15 protein-coding genes and 1 riboswitch are annotated in these 17,138 nt (G+C 44.6%); of the genes, 2 read left to right on the forward strand and 13 right to left on the reverse strand.

The window, feature by feature from the left end; genetic code table 11:
- Positions 1-260 precede the first annotated feature (260 nt).
- Positions 261-3,719, forward strand: a complete 3,459-nt coding sequence (pyc, locus tag ACFSKO_RS15980; protein ID WP_380253456.1) for a pyruvate carboxylase — start codon at positions 261-263, stop codon at positions 3,717-3,719.
- 52 nt (positions 3,720-3,771) lie between these two features.
- Here pyc and ACFSKO_RS15985 read toward each other — a convergent pair whose 3' ends face one another.
- From ACFSKO_RS15985 to ACFSKO_RS16000, 4 genes are read right to left on the reverse strand one after another with little or no spacing between them, the layout of a single operon-like run.
- Entirely contained in the window at positions 3,772-4,380 is a 609-nt protein-coding gene (locus tag ACFSKO_RS15985; RefSeq protein ID WP_380253458.1) for a thiamine phosphate synthase, read from the reverse strand.
- Complete coding sequence (locus tag ACFSKO_RS15990; RefSeq protein ID WP_417457973.1) at positions 4,373-5,161, reverse strand: thiazole synthase; 789 nt, start codon at positions 5,159-5,161, stop codon at positions 4,373-4,375. Before ACFSKO_RS15990 ends, ACFSKO_RS15985 begins: the two co-directional genes overlap by 8 nt.
- A 2-nt stretch (positions 5,162-5,163) precedes the next feature.
- On the reverse strand, positions 5,164-5,361 hold the full coding sequence (gene thiS, locus ACFSKO_RS15995) for a sulfur carrier protein ThiS (protein ID WP_380253460.1): 198 nt from the start codon (positions 5,359-5,361) through the stop codon (positions 5,164-5,166).
- A complete protein-coding gene (locus tag ACFSKO_RS16000; RefSeq protein ID WP_380253462.1) occupies positions 5,361-6,374 on the reverse strand; it encodes an FAD-dependent oxidoreductase in 1,014 nt (337 codons plus the stop codon). Before ACFSKO_RS16000 ends, thiS begins: the two co-directional genes overlap by 1 nt.
- 335 nt (positions 6,375-6,709) lie before the next feature.
- A riboswitch (TPP riboswitch) is annotated at positions 6,710-6,822 on the reverse strand.
- A gap of 220 nt (positions 6,823-7,042) precedes the next feature.
- On the opposite strand from ACFSKO_RS16000, the gene ACFSKO_RS16005 reads away from it, so the two are divergent.
- Positions 7,043-7,213, forward strand: coding sequence for a periplasmic nitrate reductase, NapE protein (locus ACFSKO_RS16005; protein WP_380253464.1), 171 nt, complete (start codon positions 7,043-7,045; stop codon positions 7,211-7,213).
- A gap of 204 nt (positions 7,214-7,417) precedes the next feature.
- Here ACFSKO_RS16005 and ACFSKO_RS16010 read toward each other — a convergent pair whose 3' ends face one another.
- The 9 genes from ACFSKO_RS16010 to ACFSKO_RS16050 all read right to left on the reverse strand — a co-directional run bounded on the left by ACFSKO_RS16010 (position 7,418) and on the right by ACFSKO_RS16050 (position 16,951).
- Positions 7,418-7,999, reverse strand: coding sequence for a NapC/NirT family cytochrome c (locus ACFSKO_RS16010; RefSeq protein ID WP_380254438.1), 582 nt, complete (start codon positions 7,997-7,999; stop codon positions 7,418-7,420).
- Positions 8,000-8,037: 38 nt separating this feature from the next.
- Entirely contained in the window at positions 8,038-8,487 is a 450-nt protein-coding gene (locus ACFSKO_RS16015) for a nitrate reductase cytochrome c-type subunit (protein ID WP_380253466.1), read from the reverse strand.
- Between the two features lies 1 nt (position 8,488).
- Positions 8,489-10,993 (reverse strand): nitrate reductase catalytic subunit NapA, encoded by a 2,505-nt coding sequence (gene napA / locus ACFSKO_RS16020; RefSeq protein ID WP_380253468.1) that lies wholly within the window; start codon positions 10,991-10,993, stop codon positions 8,489-8,491.
- 46 nt (positions 10,994-11,039) lie between these two features.
- On the reverse strand, positions 11,040-11,288 hold the full coding sequence (locus ACFSKO_RS16025) for a chaperone NapD (RefSeq protein ID WP_380253470.1): 249 nt from the start codon (positions 11,286-11,288) through the stop codon (positions 11,040-11,042).
- 319 nt (positions 11,289-11,607) lie between these two features.
- Positions 11,608-12,771: an ABC transporter ATP-binding protein gene (locus ACFSKO_RS16030; RefSeq protein WP_380253472.1), complete on the reverse strand. Its 1,164-nt coding sequence runs from the start codon at positions 12,769-12,771 to the stop codon at positions 11,608-11,610.
- 66 nt (positions 12,772-12,837) lie between these two features.
- Entirely contained in the window at positions 12,838-13,671 is an 834-nt protein-coding gene (locus tag ACFSKO_RS16035) for a carbohydrate ABC transporter permease (RefSeq protein WP_380253474.1), read from the reverse strand.
- Positions 13,672-13,683: 12 nt separating this feature from the next.
- Positions 13,684-14,616 carry a carbohydrate ABC transporter permease gene (locus ACFSKO_RS16040; RefSeq protein WP_380253476.1) on the reverse strand — a complete coding sequence of 311 codons (933 nt, stop codon included), beginning with the start codon at positions 14,614-14,616 and terminating at the stop codon, positions 13,684-13,686.
- A gap of 107 nt (positions 14,617-14,723) precedes the next feature.
- Positions 14,724-15,995, reverse strand: coding sequence for an ABC transporter substrate-binding protein (locus tag ACFSKO_RS16045; protein WP_380253479.1), 1,272 nt, complete (start codon positions 15,993-15,995; stop codon positions 14,724-14,726).
- Positions 15,996-16,051: 56 nt separating this feature from the next.
- A complete protein-coding gene (locus tag ACFSKO_RS16050; RefSeq protein ID WP_380253481.1) occupies positions 16,052-16,951 on the reverse strand; it encodes an N-acetylmuramic acid 6-phosphate etherase in 900 nt (299 codons plus the stop codon).
- Positions 16,952-17,138: the final 187 nt, after the last annotated feature.

Consider the following 17,138-nt stretch of genomic DNA (forward strand, 5'->3'; position numbering starts at 1 on the left):
CTCGGTACAACTCCATTTCTTTTCTTTGTTTATTGTTAATCTCATGGATTGATTTCGTGTATGTGCTATTTATACGGTGAATATTGAATCTAAGTGTTTATGTCGATCGATTACTGGACACTTGAGAGTATTTAATTGGTAAATAATTAAGCTCTGTGTCGTATTCGAGATAGAAGACAGAGACGTAAATGGGGAATTCATAAAGCGGTCCAACTTTGTGAAGAAATAAAAACACGGAAAAATCAAAAGGATTAAGAGTTGTGAACGATCTCGAGAACAAAAAAATCAAAAGACTGTTGGTTGCAAACCGTAGCGAAATTGCTATTCGGATTTTTAGGGCGGCAACAGAACTTGGTATTGAGACGGTCGCAATCTATTCAAATGAAGATCGATTTGCTTTGCACCGATTTAAAGCTGATGAAAGCTATCTCGTTGGTAAAGGGCAGGGGCCTGTACAAGCATATCTCGGTATCGAAGATATTTTACGGGTTGCAAAAGAGGCCAAAGTTGATGCGATTCACCCTGGGTATGGATTTCTTTCTGAGAATCCTGACTTTGCGGATGCATGTAAAGAGGCAGGGATCATTTTTGTTGGCCCCTCAGGTGATATTATGCGTGGGCTGGGGAATAAAGTCTCTGCGCGTAATCTCGCTGAGCAGGCCGGTGCCCCTGTAATGCCTGCGACCATAGCTTTGCCGTATGATGATAATGACGTACGCAAAATGGCTGCTGCTGTCGGTTATCCTTTAATGACCAAAGCGAGTTGGGGGGGCGGTGGCCGCGGTATGCGTGTTATCGAAAACGAGAGTGAAGTGATAGAACAGGTTGATGCTGCACGCAGAGAATCTATGGCGGCCTTTGGCAGTGATGAAATCTATTTGGAAAAGCTGGTTCGTCGGGCAAGGCACGTTGAAGTTCAGATTATTGGCGACAGCCATGGTAATGTCGTTCATTTATTCGAACGTGACTGTTCAGTTCAACGCCGTAACCAAAAGGTTGTCGAACGCGCGCCTGCTCCTTATTTGAGTGACGTTCAGCGTAAAGAGTTTAGTGATGCTGCTATAGCAATTGCGAAGACAGTCAACTATTCAAATGCGGGTACGGTCGAGTTTCTGATGGATATGGACACTGAAAAGTTCTATTTCATCGAGGTTAATCCCCGCGTCCAGGTCGAGCATACTGTAACTGAAACTGTTACTGGGATCGATATTGTTCAGGCTCAAATTCGTATTGCCGGAGGGGGAACCATTGGCGGGAACGATTCCGGTGTTCCTGCGCAGGAACACATTCGTTTGAATGGTAACGCGATTCAATGTCGTGTAACCACAGAAGATCCAGAGAATAACTTCATTCCGGATTACGGTAAAATCCTCGCCTATCGTGGCGCAACGGGGTTTGGTATTCGTCTTGACGGGGGAACGGCATTTTCTGGCGCTGTTGTTACCCGCCATTATGATTCTTTGTTGGAGAAAGTTACCGCGTGGGGCGGGACACCTGATGAAGCCATTGCACGTATGGACCGTGCTTTACGTGAGTTCCGGATCAGAGGTGTTTCAACCAACCTCACTTTCCTTGAAAACGTCTTATCCCATCCAAAGTTCCGTGGTGGTGAATATACAACAAAGTTTATCGATGAAACGCCCGAACTTTTTCATATGCCACGTCGCAGAGATCGTGCCTCGCGATTGCTACGGTTTATCGGCGATGTCATGGTCAATGGCAACGGTGAGGTTACAGGGCGGATACATCCGACAAGCCCTCATGAAACACAGGTGCCAAAAACAAACGGTGGATCTATTCCAGATGGTGCGAAACAACTTTTGGATCAAAAAGGTCCTAAAGCAGTTGCGCAATGGATGAAGGATGAAAAGCGTCTATTGATCACGGATACGACCTTCCGTGATGCACATCAGTCCTTGCTTGCAACCAGGGTTCGCACCGATGATTTACATAAAATCGCTCCTTATTACGCGCAAAATCTAAGTAATCTGTTTTCAATGGAATGCTGGGGGGGCGCAACTTTTGATGTATCCATGCGGTTTTTAAAAGAATGCCCATGGGAGCGTTTAGAGAAGCTTCGGGCTGCAATGCCCAATTTGCTCACCCAAATGTTACTTCGGGCATCCAACGGCGTGGGGTATACCAATTATCCTGATAACGTTGTGAAGTATTTTGTCCAGCAATCTGCGGATGCTGGCATGGATGTCTTCCGGGTATTCGATAGCCTGAACTGGGTCGAGAATATGCGTGTTGCAATGGATGCTGTGTGTGAAACTGGCAAGATCTGTGAGGCTGCGATTTGTTATACGGGCGATATTCTTGATCCAAATCGGTCTAAGTACGATCTCAAATATTATGTGAACATGGCCAAAGAGCTTGAAGGTGCAGGGGCCCATATTTTGAGCATCAAGGATATGGCGGGACTGTTAAAACCAGCCGCGGCCAAAATTCTTATCAAAGCGCTCAAAAATGAAGTTGGTTTGCCAATTCATCTGCATACTCATGATACCAGTGGTATATCTGCTGCAACTGTTCTTGCTGCGGCTGAATCCGGCGTTGATGCGGTTGATGCTTGTATTGATTCAATGAGCGGTCTGACATCACAACCTAGCTTGGGATCGATCGCGGCTGCCTTGCGCAATACAGATCGTGATACCGGACTTGATGATGGTGCTCTACAAGAATTATCTGGTTATTGGGAGCATGTCAGAGCTAATTATATCGGCTTCGAAAGTGATATTCGTAGTGGAACCTCAGATGTTTATCATCATGAAATGCCCGGTGGACAGTATACCAATCTCCGTCAACAAGCCCGCTCTCTCGGTATTGAAGAACGTTGGCCTGAAGTCTCTAAAGCTTATGCTGAGGTCAATGATATGTTTGGCGATATTGTTAAGGTAACACCATCTTCCAAAGTGGTTGGTGATATGGCCTTGATGATGGTTACGAGTGATCTTACACGCGCAGATGTTGAAAGCTTTGATAAGGAAATTGCCTTTCCTGAATCAGTTGTATCTTTTTTCAAAGGTGATCTTGGACAACCCGTTGGTGGTTTCCCACAAGCGCTTCAAAAAAAGGTTCTTAAAGACGAAGAGGCCATTACAGCAAGGCCGGGATCTTTGATGCCTGCGGCTGATCTAGTTGTTGAAAAAGCTGAAGTTGAGAAAAGAGTTGAACGCGCGATAAGTGATCGGGAATTTGCTTCTTATTTAATGTATCCACAAGTGTTTGTGGATTATGCAGCGCACCAGAAAAACTTTGGTACTGTATCTGTTCTGCCAACACCAGCGTTCTTTTATGGTATGAATATTGGTGAAGAACTCTCTGTACATATCGCACAAGGAAAAACGCTGATCATTCGTTTTAGAGCAATCAGTGAACCTGATGATGAGGGTGTTTGTACTGTTTTCTTCGAACTTAATGGTCAACCGAGAAATGTGAGGGTAACAGATCGAAGCCGCGCATCTGCTAAAGTTGCACATCCCAAAGCCGTTGTTGGAAACTCTGATCATATAGGAGCACCAATGCCTGGCCTAATTGTGACGGTGTCTGTTAGTGAAGGTGATCAAGTCGAGCAGGGAGATGTATTGATGTCTATTGAAGCTATGAAAATGCAGACGTCCGTACTGGCTGAAAAGACCGGAACGGTAACTGAACTTCTCGTTAAGCCGGGTTCAAAAATCGAAACGAAAGATTTACTGGCTGTTATTTCAGATTAGTCCTGATTTATAGAATGACGGTCACTCAATGTGATAAGTGACCGTCATTAATTTATTCAGCTTGTCTCTCTATACTGAGTTCAAGCCATTCCTGAAGACGTTCTTCGGGACTTTCGTTATAAAGAACATCGGTAACGACACAGATGGTATCGGCCCCTGCATCATATATTTCAGAAGCACGCTCTACGGAAAGACCGCCGATTGCAACAAGAGGGATGTGTCCAACCATTTCCTTCCAACGCCTTACGTTTTCGGCACCCTGGGGTTCCCAGTGCATTTCCTTAAGAATAGTCGGATAGACCGGGCCGAGAGCGATATAGTCGGGCTCTAAATCAAGAGCTCTATCGAGTTCATTTTCATCATGAGTACTGACACCTAGCTGAAGGCCAGCTTGGCGAATTTCCCCGATATCTGCGTCATCAAGATCTTCTTGACCAAGATGAATGAAATCGCAGCCAAGTTCAATTGCCAGTTCCCAGTAATCATTGATGATGAGTTGGGTTTGGTATTGATTACAGAGCTCTTGCGCAAGGGTGATTTGTTCGCGAACTTCGTCTTCTTCGGCATCTTTTATACGCAATTGGACAAGCTTTAAACCTACTGGGAGAAGCCGAGGAAGCCAGTTAGCGTTGTCAACGATCTGGTAAAAGGGGTTAAGCATGTTCTTGGTTCCAGAAGGGAAGGCCTGCTACCGGGGTGGAAGGCGCGGCCATATCCCTTTTTTCAATTGGGTCAGCGATAAAGGACAAGTGACCGCTTTCAATAGCCATTGCAAAAGCCTTGGCCATAAGAACGGGATCACCTGCCTTGGCGACGGCTGTATTCAAAAGTACACCGTCATAGCCAAGTTCCATCGCAGCTGCTGCATGTGAAGGCAATCCGATCCCCGCGTCAACAATTAATGGTACTTTGGGAAAATGGGCACGAAGACTGCGTAGGCCATAGATATTGTTTAATCCACGTCCGCTTCCAATTGGTGCGCCCCAAGGCATAAGTACTTCACATCCTGCAGCGATAAGTTTTTCTGCCACAACAAGATCTTCTGTTGTGTAAGGGAAAACCTGGAAACCATCTTCGCTGAGTATTTTTGCAGCTTCGACCAGGCCAAAAACATCAGGTTGCAGGCTGTCGTCTTCGCCGATCACCTCAAGCTTTACCCAAGGTGTTTCAAAAATTTCACGGGCCATGTGAGCCGTGGTTACGGCTTCTTTTACCGTTTTGCAACCCGCAGTGTTTGGAAGGACTTTAGCGCCTGTTTCTTTGATGTAAGACCAAAAATTTTGACCTGACTGTTCTTTACCAGACTCTCTTCGTAGAGAAACAGTGACGATATCAGACCCAGAAGCCTTGATTGCTTCAAGCATGATAGAGGGAGAGGGGTAGAGAGCCGTGCCGATTAAAAAGCGAGATGAGACTTCTTGATCATAAAATTGAATAGTCATGATTATCCTCCCTGCATTGGGGCAACAACTTCAATGGCATCACCGTCTTTTAAGTCAGTTGTTGCTCTTAGACTTGCCGGTGCGAGAGTACCATTTACGGCCGTTGCGATTTTTGCATCTCCATAACCTTGCTCATCCAGCAGCGCAGCTAGTGTTGATGTCTTTGTGATGATAGCCTCACCATTGAGCGTTAAGTTCATTAACTGTTTCCTGTGTACGAACTGGATGGGGGAGTATTTCCATTACCAGATAATGCAAGTTCAACGACCTTTTTGGCCATGGCGGGTGCTGCGAGGTAACCGTGGCGATACATACCGTTGAGATAAATTGTTTTCCCCATTTGAACAATCCGGGGTAGATTATCTGGGAAGGCGGGCCTAGCATCAACACCAATTTCAAGTATTTCGGCTTCGCCAAAGGCCGGGTGGAGAGCATAAGCCGCAGAAAGTAATTCCAAGATAGATCTCACACTGGCCCTGGTACGTTCTTCATTTTCTATCATGGTTGCGCCAACCATGAATACGCCATTATTCCTAGGAACGATATAAAGAGGAATACGTGGATGTAGTAGACGTACTGGGCGAGAGAGCGAAATTTCGCTGCTTTGTATCAGCACCATCTCTCCTTTGACGCCTCTCAGGTCTTTCAGTGTGTCTTTGGCAGACAAGCCGCGACAATCTATGCGGTAATCTGCGGTTGTCGGGATTTTGAGAAAATCATCGGACTGTTTTTTGTTGAATTGGAACGTAACGCCTTTTTCCTGCAAGTAAGCTACCAATTCAGGGAGAACCTCCCTTGGATCAAAATGTGCTTCTTGTGGATAATATAATCCGGTCGTAAATCGTCCTGCAAGATCTGGTTCAAGTATCTTGATTTGCTCTTCTTTGACTTGTTCCCAATTCTGGGTTCTGCGTCCAAAGCGTTTTAAATCAGGCACATCCCGTGGACTGGCGACTATAAGTGTGCCTTTTTGCCTGTAGGTAGATGTGAAACGAGACCAAAAAGCCATGGATTCAACGCCAAGTTCTCCTATTAGAGGTTCTGCGCTCTCCATCTCGCACCAGGGGGATAACATCCCTCCAGCCCACCATGAACAACAGCTTTCGTCAGGTCCGTTACTTTCAGAAATAACGGTAACATCACAGCATCTTTCCGCAAAAGCGGCAGCACATGATAAGCCAACAATACCTGACCCAATGATTTCTATATGCATTATTCTGCTGGTTCCTTTACCACTTTTTCGACGCGATCAGCATCAATATAAATAGGCTTCCCATTATTTTATACTGGCGACTCATTTGCGTTATGCCTTGTGTCTTATCGTTGATCTCTCTGTATAGTCCCTAACTTCTAGTCGAGAAGATCAGGATCGTTTGGCGGGTTCATGTATGTACTTTTGGTTCCGGTGAAGACACCAGTGGTGGGTGGGACTGTGTGTTCTTAAGTTCAGACACGTTAGATCTCCTGTTGTCTAATTCACAAGGAGATCCGGGGAGCTTTGGGAGGCTTTGGGCAGATATAGATTTAATCTCTATAAGCTGAGTTTTGATTCTGCCGTGGGTCCAATCCCTTCGCCGGCATGACCCGGATCAGGTTCGAAGGGTCCCGTACATACCAGCACAATCTCAGCCCCATATTATGAGGCACCCCTAGGATAACTCGCTTATAAGTCAAGATTTAGTCCGTTACAAGTCGCTAACGACTGGATCCATTTTTCACATAAGATTGGTTCAGATGATTGTTACTCTTTTGATGGACTTTGATATGTATCAATGTGATTTTAATTATTGCGCGTTATCCTCTCATATCTAATGAGAGTTTAATGATCATCTGCTCACGGTTTAAGTAGGTGGGTCACTTTGAAAAATAGCGAGAATTAAAGTGCAAGATATTCAAAATACCTCAACTGAAAAAACAAAAGCACAAGAAATAACTTTGTTTATGTTTCTTGCTGCGGGTTTAGTTCCTGCAATAACTCTTGGGCTCGTCATTGCCTATGGGTTTAGTATCTGGATGTATCAGGCTGTCATCTCTGGGCCACCCACAAGCTAGATTTTAAATGTTACTGTAAAGGTAGTACAGCCCTATTATAACTGAGTGTGTCTGGTTAATTACACTTAGTTATAATAGGGCTGTATGTGGTTTAATTTGATAAGGCGAGTTCGAATCTCGCCTTTACTTAGATATTTTGCAGTAAATAAAAAGGTGAACTCCAATGAGAGTTCACCTTTTTTGTAAAGCAATCGACGGAGGAAGTTATTCCCAGCCTTCAACACCTGTCATGTCCGGTAGTTCATGTGCGATGCCTTTATGGCAATCGATACAAGTTTTTTCTCCCGTGAATAGATAAGTTTGGTGGGCTGTTGCCGCTCTTTCGGATTGAGCTGTTATATCCATAGATGTGGTTGAATGGCAGTTACGACACTCCAGAGAGTTGTTTGCCTTAAGGCGATCCCATTCATGTCCGGCAAGACGTCGTCTTTCGGCGAGAAATTTCTCTCGGGTGTTGATGGTGCCAAACAGCTTGCCCCATACTTCTTTGGAAGCCTGCATTTTACGGGCAATTTTGTCAGTCCAGTTATGCGGTACGTGGCAGTCTGGACAACTGGCGCGGACGCCAGAGCGGTTGCTGTAGTGGATGGTTGGTTTCAGCTCAACAAAAACATTGTCGCCCATTTCGTGACAACTGACACAGAACTCTTCGGTGTTGGTCAGTTCCAGAGTGGTATTGAAACCACCCCAGAACATAACGCCAGCAACAAAGCCACCAATGGTCAGGAAACCAATTGAAAGATGTTTCGCGGGGCGATTGCCATGGGACCATATCCAACAGGCCATACCCCACAATTTTTTAAAAGGTGTCAACATGGTTTTGCCTATTCAGCCTTAATGATGTGTTCAACGTCAATGAACTCGTTTTCAACAAGCGGTGGGGCATCGACCTGGGTTACGTGACATTGAGTACAGAAATATCGACGTGGTGAAACTGTTGCCAATACCTGATTATCTCGGTCCATATAGTGGGTAACACTCACCATGGGAGCTTGAGACTCACCTGTGCGGGTTCGTGCGTGGCAAGAAAGACATTTGTTGGCATTGGTTGAGATCTCATAAGATCTGATTTTATGAGGAATAGTTGGAGGTTGTTCAGGGTAATTTCTAATCCGTTTTACGTCCTTATTTTCAACCTTATTCATCTTCGGAGCCTCTGCTTCAGAGGTGATTGGCGTCCCTTGGCGAAGAGTGGCGGCGCCGTCGGAATGGGCACTGACACCAAAAGCAAGGAATCCCGCGACAGCGGCGACGCTAATAAGAAATTTTTTCATTTCACGCTCTCCCGGTAGCAATAACTTTGACAGCACATTTTTTGAAGTCTGTCTGCTTGGAAATAGGATCAGTTGCATCAAGCGTAACTTTGTTAATCAACTGGCTGGCATCAAACCAGGGAACGAAAATCAATCCTTTTGGCGGTTTGTTACGTCCACGGGTTTCCACACGGGTAATCATTTCACCACGACGGGAGATGATTTTTATTTCCTGACCGCGTCGGAGCCCACGCATTTTGGCATCATCTGGGTGCATAAAAGCAACTGCATCAGGGAAGGCCTTGTAAAGCTCAGGCACACGTTGGGTCATTGAACCAGAATGCCAGTGTTCAAGTACGCGCCCTGTAGAGAGCCATAAATCGTATTCTTCATCCGGGCTCTCAGCGGCGGGTTCGTAGGGAAGGGCAAAGATAACCGCTCTTCCGTCGGGTTTACCGTAAAAATCAAAGTCACTACCCGGTTTGGCATAAGGATCAGAACCTTCTTTGAAGCGCCACTTGGTCTCTTTACCATTGACGACAGGCCATCTTAGGCCGCGTTCCAGATGGTAACGATCAAAGGGGGCGAGGTCATGGCCGTGACCGCGGCCAAATTCGGCGTATTCTTCAAATAAACCTTTTTGCACATAGAAACCAAAGTGATTGGCTTCCACATTTCCGTAATCAGGATGAGCTTGTTCGAGAGGGAATTTATCAACGTTCCCGTTCTGGTAAAGAACTTCAAAAAGCGTCTTCCCTTTAAATTCAGGATTTTCGGTGAGAACTTCCTTTGGCCAAACATCGTCAGTTGTGATGCGTTTGGAAAATTCCATAAGCTGCCATAGATCTGACTTGGCTTCTCCTGGGGCGTCAACTAATTGGTGCCAGAACTGAGTACGACGTTCCGCATTACCATAAGCACCTTCTTTTTCTACCCACATAGCTGTTGGTAGGATGAGATCTGCAGCTTCAGCTGTCACAGTAGGATAAGGATCAGATACGACGATAAAGTTTTTTGGATTGCGATAACCGGGATAACCTTCTTCGTTCAGGTTTGGTGCGGCTTGCATGTTGTTATTACACATAACCCAGTAGGCATTAAGTTTACCGTCTTTGAGCATGCGATTTTGTAGAACGGCATGAAACCCAGGTTTTGGTGGAATAATCCCTGCCGGAATTTTCCAAATTTTCTCTGCAATAGCACGGTGCTTGGGGTTTGCAACGACGAGGTCAGCAGGAAGGCGGTGTGAGAATGTTCCAACTTCACGTGCTGTACCACAAGCAGATGGTTGACCTGTTAAGGAGAAAGGTGAATTACCCGGTGTGGAAATCTTACCAACCAAAAGGTGAATGTTGTAGATGAGGTTGTTCGCCCAAACACCGCGTGTATGTTGGTTGAAACCCATCGTCCAGAAAGAGACGACCTTACGGTTCGGATCGGCATATAGCTCAGCAAGTTCAATCAGACGATTTTCTGGAACGCCAGACAGTTCAGATGCTTTCTCTACGGTATAATCAGCAACAAAGACTTTGAATTCTTCAAAGCTCATTTCTGTAGAGCCGCCTGCTTTATCAGCATTTTTTGCTTTTTGCTCAAGCTCATGTTCTGGGCGAAGGCCGTAACCAATATCATCATTACCGCGACGGAAGTTTACATGCTTAGATACAAAGTCATGGTTTACTTTGTCATTTTGAATAATGTAATTCGCAATGAAGTTGAGGATCGCAAGATCGGTTTGGGGTGTGAAGATCATTGGAATATCGGCAAGATCAAAGCAACGATGCTCAAACGTTGATAGTACGGCAACTTTTGTGTTGGGTGCGCTTAAACGACGATCTGTAACCCGGGTCCAAAGAATTGGGTGCATTTCTGCCATATTGGAACCCCAAAGCACGAATGCATCTGTTGCTTCAATGTCGTCGTAACAACCCATTGGTTCATCAATACCGAAGGTCCGCATGAAGCCACCAACAGCAGAAGCCATACAATGGCGCGCGTTCGGATCAATATTGTTGGTACCGAGACCAGCCTTCATCAATTTAGAAGCGGCATAACCTTCCCAAACAGTCCATTGTCCAGAACCAAACATACCAACCGAAGTGGGACCATTTTCTTTTATAGCTGCTTTAAATTTATCGGCCATGGTGTCCATGGCTACATCCCAGGACACAGGGGTAAACTCGCCTTCTTTATCGTATTTACCATCGGTCATCCGAAGTAGGGGCGTTTTTAGGCGATCCTTACCGTACATAATTTTGGATAGAAAATATCCTTTGACGCAATTCAAACCACGATTAACTTCGGCTTTTACATCGCCGTGCGTGGCAACTACTTTGCCTTCTTTTGTGCCAACCATAACACTGCAACCTGTTCCGCAAAAACGGCAGGGGGCCTTTGACCATTTGAGTTCAGTTTTTGAACTGTCTGTGATCAGATTGCTAGCAGAGGCTTTGGTTGCCATTCCGGCTACACCGGCGGCAAGTGCGATAGCATTGGCTTTAATATAGTCACGTCTGGATAATTTCATGACATAGGATCCTTATTCAACCGGGATAGATACGTAGCTTCCGGGGTCAATCTTCTTGGTGTTGATAGACGGGAGAGAAGGAAAAAATACCTTCAGTCGTTCTGATGCTATCTATGGTCGATACTGCATCTTTATTCGTTGGTGCATCGATCAAAATGACAACCTTTCCCTTGTCGTCGACGAGGGGAACATCTGCGTAAGGATGTTTAAGAATTTCTTGGAGTGTAATTTCCAGATGCTCGGGAGCTATCTGAGCAATATGACTGGAAATGAACAGATCAGAATCTTTGGTCATGTTTTAAATTATCCACCGACCGGACTTAGAAGCTTACTTTCAGGTTGTTCTGATTTCGTAGCTTGCCCGTTAAATTATGTCTCATCTCTCGTGCAATAGTCGTTCTCGATTACTATTGATATTCGGTATTATAAGAGATCAAATATTCATGTCGTTGATGTGGATCAATTTTATGGAGAGAGTGGAACTTTGCTTGGTTTTGAATTGATTTATGAGGTATCAATCCAATCATTGATAGATTTTATTGAGAACAAGCAAAAAAGGCCGGCTCCCCTATAGAGAACCTGCCCATTTCATTAACATTGTCTTGTCTTCGGTTTTAAACGTTTAATTCGGGTGCTCTATAGCGCTCGTCGGTGGTTGTGCGTGTTAAGGCATTTCCAAGGCTGTCGAATACATGGATAGCAGAAAATTCAGCACTGAATTCGACCGTATCTCCTGAACGGGTGGTACTGTGACCGTCCGTTTTGATGCAAAGGGGATCATTTTCACCATTCTCCAAATAGAGATAGCTGGCATCACCAAGCCTCTCAACAACGGTTACTTTTGCTTTGAGTTGGAAAGGGAGATCTGTACCCTCTTGCATATGTTCAGGGCGTACACCCACGGAGACTTTGTCGCCGACATTCGTTGTGTCCGGGTGAACAGGAATATGGACGTTGGTTCCATCGTAATCTAAAGAAATTTCGATATTTTTACTGCCAAGGGAAGTTACCGTCCCTTCTAAAAAATTCATAGAAGGGGAGCCGATAAATCCTGCAACAAATTTATTGGCTGGGTGGTGATAAAGTTCAAGCGGTGAACCGAATTGAGCAACATTACCTCCGTTAACGACAACGATTTTATCAGCCAATGTCATGGCTTCAACCTGATCATGTGTTACGTAAACTATCGTGGCATCAAGGTCTTGGTGTAGTTTGGCAATTTCCAAACGTGTATTTACCCGTAAAGCGGCGTCGAGATTACTTAAGGGCTCATCAAATAAGAAGACATTTGGGTCACGCACAATAGCGCGCCCAATGGCCACGCGTTGGCGCTGACCACCAGAAAGTTCTCTTGGGTATCTATTGAGGTATTCTTCGAGTTGAAGGCTCTTTGCAGCTTTTTGTACCTTCTCGTCGATGAGTTTTTTGTTCTCTCCGCCGCCAAATAACCCACCCAAGGGGCCTTTGTTCCCAAGGGTAAGGCCGAAGGCCATATTCTTGTAGACTGTCATATGAGGGTAAAGAGCATATGATTGGAAAACCATGGCGATTTTACGTTGGGAAGGCGTCATATCATTTACGACTTCACCTGCTATTTTTAGTTCGCCATCTGTGATGGGTTCCAGTCCTGCGATAAGGCGTAACAGGGTTGATTTTCCGCAACCCGAAGGGCCAACGAAGACAACAAACTCACCGTGTTTGATGTCAATGTCGATGCCGTGCAGAACTTCGGCTTTGCCATATGATTTTTTGATGCCTGAAAGTGTAATATCAGCCATGGATCTACCTCTCCTGATGCACAGCCGTGCATTTTATATTGTTTGATTTGTTCCTAAACACTTTGATCATTTGACTGCTCCAGATGTTAATCCCCGGATTAGTTGTCTGGAGAAAATCACATAAAGGATCAGGATTGGAACAATAGCCAAAGTTAAAGACGCAAGTACGGCATTCCAATCTGTTACGTATTGTCCAATAAACTGTTGAATTCCAAGTGTAACTGTTGCCGTTTCTTCACCCGGAGCAAGAATAAGCGGAAACCAAAGATCATTCCATATTGGGATCATTGTGAATACTGCGACTGTAGCCAATGCAGGGCGAACCAATGGAAGTATGATCGACCAAAAAATTCTATATTCAGAAACACCGTCACAACGGGCTGCTTCTTTAAGGTCATTTGGTATTTGCGCCATAAATTCTCTCAGGATAAATATGGCAAGTGGTAGGCCCTGAGCAGTGTAAACCAATATTAACGCAGTTAGGGTGTTCACTAAATCCATGGCTACGATCATCTTAAGAAGACTTACACTTCCTAGGCGAATAGGGATCATTATCCCGATCGCCAGATACAGGGCCATCAAATCGCTTCCTGGGAAATCGTATTCAGCAAGGGCCCAGGCTGCCATAGCGCCAAGTAAAAGAACGAGCACGAGGCTTATGACTGTCACAGATATCGAATTACTGAAATAAACATCAAACGATGATCGGGCGATCACTTTCTCAAAACCGATTAGATCAAACGTTGTTGCATCTGGAAAAGCCAACGGGTCGCGAAAAATTCCTTTTTTACTTTTAAAGGAATTCATAACTACTAATAGGATCGGGAAAAGGGCTATAGCGGTATAAGTTAGGAGAATGGCGTGAACGCCTAACGGGCCTATGCGTTTGGATATTTTCATTTGTCCGCCCTCCTAAAGCTGATATCGGTGTAAGCGACGTTGGATGACGAAAAGATAGATCATCACACCACAAAGAATGACAAGGAACATTAAGCTTGCCACTGTCGCACCCATAGTTGCGCTGCCAGGTTGTAGCTGAAAACCGAAGAACGTTCGATAGAACATTGTGCCCATAATGTCCGTGTGAAAATCTGGGCCAGCGAGTGCTCCTTTTACGGCATAAATCAGGTCAAAGGCGTTAAAGTTTGCAACGAAGGTTAGTACCGAAACCATTGCAACAGTTGGTAAAATCAAAGGTAGTTTGATACGCCAAAACGCGGTCCATTGGTTTGCGCCGTCTACAATTGCCGCATCAACAAGGTCGTCTGGAACATTGAGAAGTGCGGCATAAATCAACATCATCGGGATACCGACAAATTGCCAAACCGATATCAGTGATAATGTAATGAGAGCAGTCGATTCTTCACCCAAAAGGGCAGGCAGGCCGTCTGTGAACCCAACAAAACCAACAAGAGTATCTCCTACGCCCCAAAGAGGGCTGAGGATAAGCTTCCAAATAAATCCAATAATTACGACAGAAAGCATAGTTGGCATAAAAATAAGGGTTCTATAACTGTTTGCCATCCTTAGGCGTGGAAGACTAAGTAACGCGGCGAGAAGGAGGCCTATTGGGTTTTGAATGAGCATGTGGACAACAAAGAAAATAAAGTTGTTTTCAAGCGCATTGCTAAAATCTCTCCACCATCGTTCATCGGTAAGAATAAGGATATAGTTGTCCCAGCCTACAAAAGTCGTTGGTCCCCCGGCTTCTTCGCTATAAAAACTGAACCGTACGGTGTCAATCAGCGGGAGTATCATGAAGAGTGTGTAGATTAGGGCCGCTGGAAGAAGGAACACGAAGATATGTGTTCGAAAAGACGATCCCGGTTTGGTTTTTAAAGCCATTTGGGTTTCAACTCTCTATGGATTGAAATTTAGTTTGTATCTAACCTTATAGCAGATAGGTAAAACGCCGACACCAAACGGTATCGGCGTTTTATAATATCAAGCTATTATTGTTGGGGTTTATACCAGCTTGCTAGACCGTCTTGCGCTTTCTTTGCAGCTTCTGCGGCTGTCATACTACCGTTAATTACACCAACTGATGTATTCCAAAGATCATTTTCAAGGTTTGGCGTGCCGCGCGAAAGGATCTGATATGAATTCCGAATTGAAGATTCACATTTTCCACGCCAGCTCACAAATTCCTGGGCTACAGGATCTTTGATTGTCAATTCATGTTTGGAAAGTGCGTAGAAGCCAGGCAAAGCATTTGAGAAAATTGATCCCGCTTCTGCAGAGGCCATCCAGCTAAGGAAAGTCTCGGCAGCTTTAACATTCTTAGATGCGGCATTGATGCCAAGTCCAATATCTGTGTGATCTGAGATATAACAAGTGTCCTGACCTTCAGGTACGGGTGGTGGGAACGCACCGAATTCAAAGTCTGCTTGGCCGTTAAAGGTCGAAATGTCCCATGAACCAGCTGGATAAATTGCCGCGCGACCTAGGCTGAATAGATTTTGACTATCAGGATATGATTGGCCTTTGTAGCCTTTGCCAAGGTATGGGCCCCAATCTGCGAGATGTTCGTAAACTTTGACATATTGAGGGTCTGTAAGTTTCTGAGACCCATCAATCAAACCTTTACGGCCTTCTTCACCTTTCCAGAAATTAGGTCCAACATTCTGGAATCCCATAGTTGCTGCTTCCCACTGATCAGCGGTCCCCATTGACATTGGGACGTAGGTTCCATCGTCCTTAATTTTTTCAAGAACGGCCATGAATTCAGGAATAGTTTTAGGGATTTCAATGCCAAGCTCTTTAAAGGCTTCTTTATTGTAAATGAAGCCGTGAATTACTGATGCCATTGGCAGGCAGAAAGTTGTTGAGCCATCATCTGTTTGCCAAGCTGATTTGGCAACGTTTGAGAAATTTTCCATGCCGTCAATGCCATCAACTTTTGTTAAGTGGCCATTGTTGTACAGGTCTAACGAAGCATCAAATGGCTTACAGGTAATAAGGTCACCAGCCGTGCCTGCGGTTAGCTTGGCATTCATGTTAGCGTTATATTCTGTTGGTGGTGATGGCGAAAAACGTACTTGAATGTCCGGGTGTGATTTGTTGAACGCAGGAATAATTTGGCTTTCCCATATATCCAAATCGTCTGTACGCCAGCTTTCGATAATGAGTTCGTCTGCGTGGGCAGATACTATTGGTGTAAGTGCTGCAACAGTAAGAGCAACAGCAGCTGCACCTGTGCTTAAGGTTCTTTTCATTTTAGTCATCGTGTCCTCCGAGTTTATATGAGTCCGGGTTGTCCCGGTTATAATTGTTATAATTGTTATAAGTTGAGTAGTTGGATGGCTTGGCCCAGATGGCCGTTGGACTTTTTCAGGGCGTTTGTAGCGTCAGGTATTGGGTGTTGCATTGCTAATAGTACGGCAAGTTTGATATCGTTTTGTGCATCTTCTAATGCTTTTTTTGAAGTTTCCCAATCGTCACCGGTGATTTCTTGAACAATTTCGACACCACGGTTGGCTAGTTTTTCATTGTTTATAATCATGGAAACCATCAGGCCATCATGAACATGACCCAATTTTGTCATCACCAAAGTAGAAAGCATGTTTAGGGCTGTTTTTTGCGCGGTCCCTGCGGCCATTCGAGTTGATCCTGCGATAACTTCACTGCCGCTGTTTAAAAGTATCCTGTGATTAGAATACTCAAACATAGAAGCTTTTTCATTGTTTGCTATCGTTACGACCAGAGCGCCGATCTTGTTGGCATGCTTTACGGCTGCGAGAGTGTATGGTGTTGATCCACTTGCTGCGACGGCGATAAGTACGTCTTGATCAGAGATGTCATAATATTTCAGGGTTTCAACCGATGAATGGGTATCATCTTCAGCTCCACCCATAGGAGATAGGAGTGCTTTTTCTCCGCCTGCAATGAGGGGAATCAACCTATCAAGGGGCCAGCCGTAAGTTGGGTTGAGTTCTAAGCCATCTTGAATAGCAAGGTGCCCAGAAGATCCTGCGCCAATATAAAAAAGACGCCCTCCGTTACTTAATCTTTCAGCAACCTCATTTGCGCCCTTCTCTATGGAGGGGATTGCCAATTGAACGCATGAGACAGCTTTTAATTGTGAGGCCCATAGAGATTCGAGAATATCTTCATCTGGCCATGTTTCTAGACCTCGATACCGAGGACTATGTCTTTCAGTCTGCTGTAGATTTTTTGCCAAGGTTTTGAATCCAAATGAATTTATTGATATTTAATTTTATAATACCAAAAAGAAACCAATTTGAAATCAATTTTTTCAAATTTTTGCAAAAAAATTACATGTTGTTAGTAATGTATGAAAAAATATTTTACACTAAGCATTTGAATTAAAATAATAATATGTAATATAATTTAATTGTAAAAATAAA

The organism is Kiloniella antarctica (genome assembly GCF_042682825.1).
GTDB classification, from domain to species: domain Bacteria; phylum Pseudomonadota; class Alphaproteobacteria; order Kiloniellales; family Kiloniellaceae; genus Kiloniella; species Kiloniella antarctica.

Coding starts and splice junctions, on each gene's coding strand:
- napA (WP_380253468.1), bottom strand. CDS start 10,993: ATGAAATTATCCAGACGTGACTATATTAAAGCCAATGCTATCGCACTT.
- ACFSKO_RS16015 (WP_380253466.1), bottom strand. CDS start 8,487: ATGAAAAAATTTCTTATTAGCGTCGCCGCTGTCGCGGGATTCCTTGCT.
- ACFSKO_RS16045 (WP_380253479.1), bottom strand. CDS start 15,995: ATGACTAAAATGAAAAGAACCTTAAGCACAGGTGCAGCTGCTGTTGCT.
- ACFSKO_RS16030 (WP_380253472.1), bottom strand. CDS start 12,771: ATGGCTGATATTACACTTTCAGGCATCAAAAAATCATATGGCAAAGCC.
- ACFSKO_RS15990 (WP_417457973.1), bottom strand. CDS start 5,161: ATGACTATTCAATTTTATGATCAAGAAGTCTCATCTCGCTTTTTAATC.
- ACFSKO_RS16010 (WP_380254438.1), bottom strand. CDS start 7,999: ATGGCCTGTTGGATATGGTCCCATGGCAATCGCCCCGCGAAACATCTT.
- ACFSKO_RS16025 (WP_380253470.1), bottom strand. CDS start 11,288: ATGACCAAAGATTCTGATCTGTTCATTTCCAGTCATATTGCTCAGATA.
- ACFSKO_RS16040 (WP_380253476.1), bottom strand. CDS start 14,616: ATGGCTTTAAAAACCAAACCGGGATCGTCTTTTCGAACACATATCTTC.
- ACFSKO_RS16035 (WP_380253474.1), bottom strand. CDS start 13,671: ATGAAAATATCCAAACGCATAGGCCCGTTAGGCGTTCACGCCATTCTC.
- thiS (WP_380253460.1), bottom strand. CDS start 5,361: ATGAACTTAACGCTCAATGGTGAGGCTATCATCACAAAGACATCAACA.
- ACFSKO_RS15985 (WP_380253458.1), bottom strand. CDS start 4,380: ATGCTTAACCCCTTTTACCAGATCGTTGACAACGCTAACTGGCTTCCT.
- ACFSKO_RS16000 (WP_380253462.1), bottom strand. CDS start 6,374: ATGCATATAGAAATCATTGGGTCAGGTATTGTTGGCTTATCATGTGCT.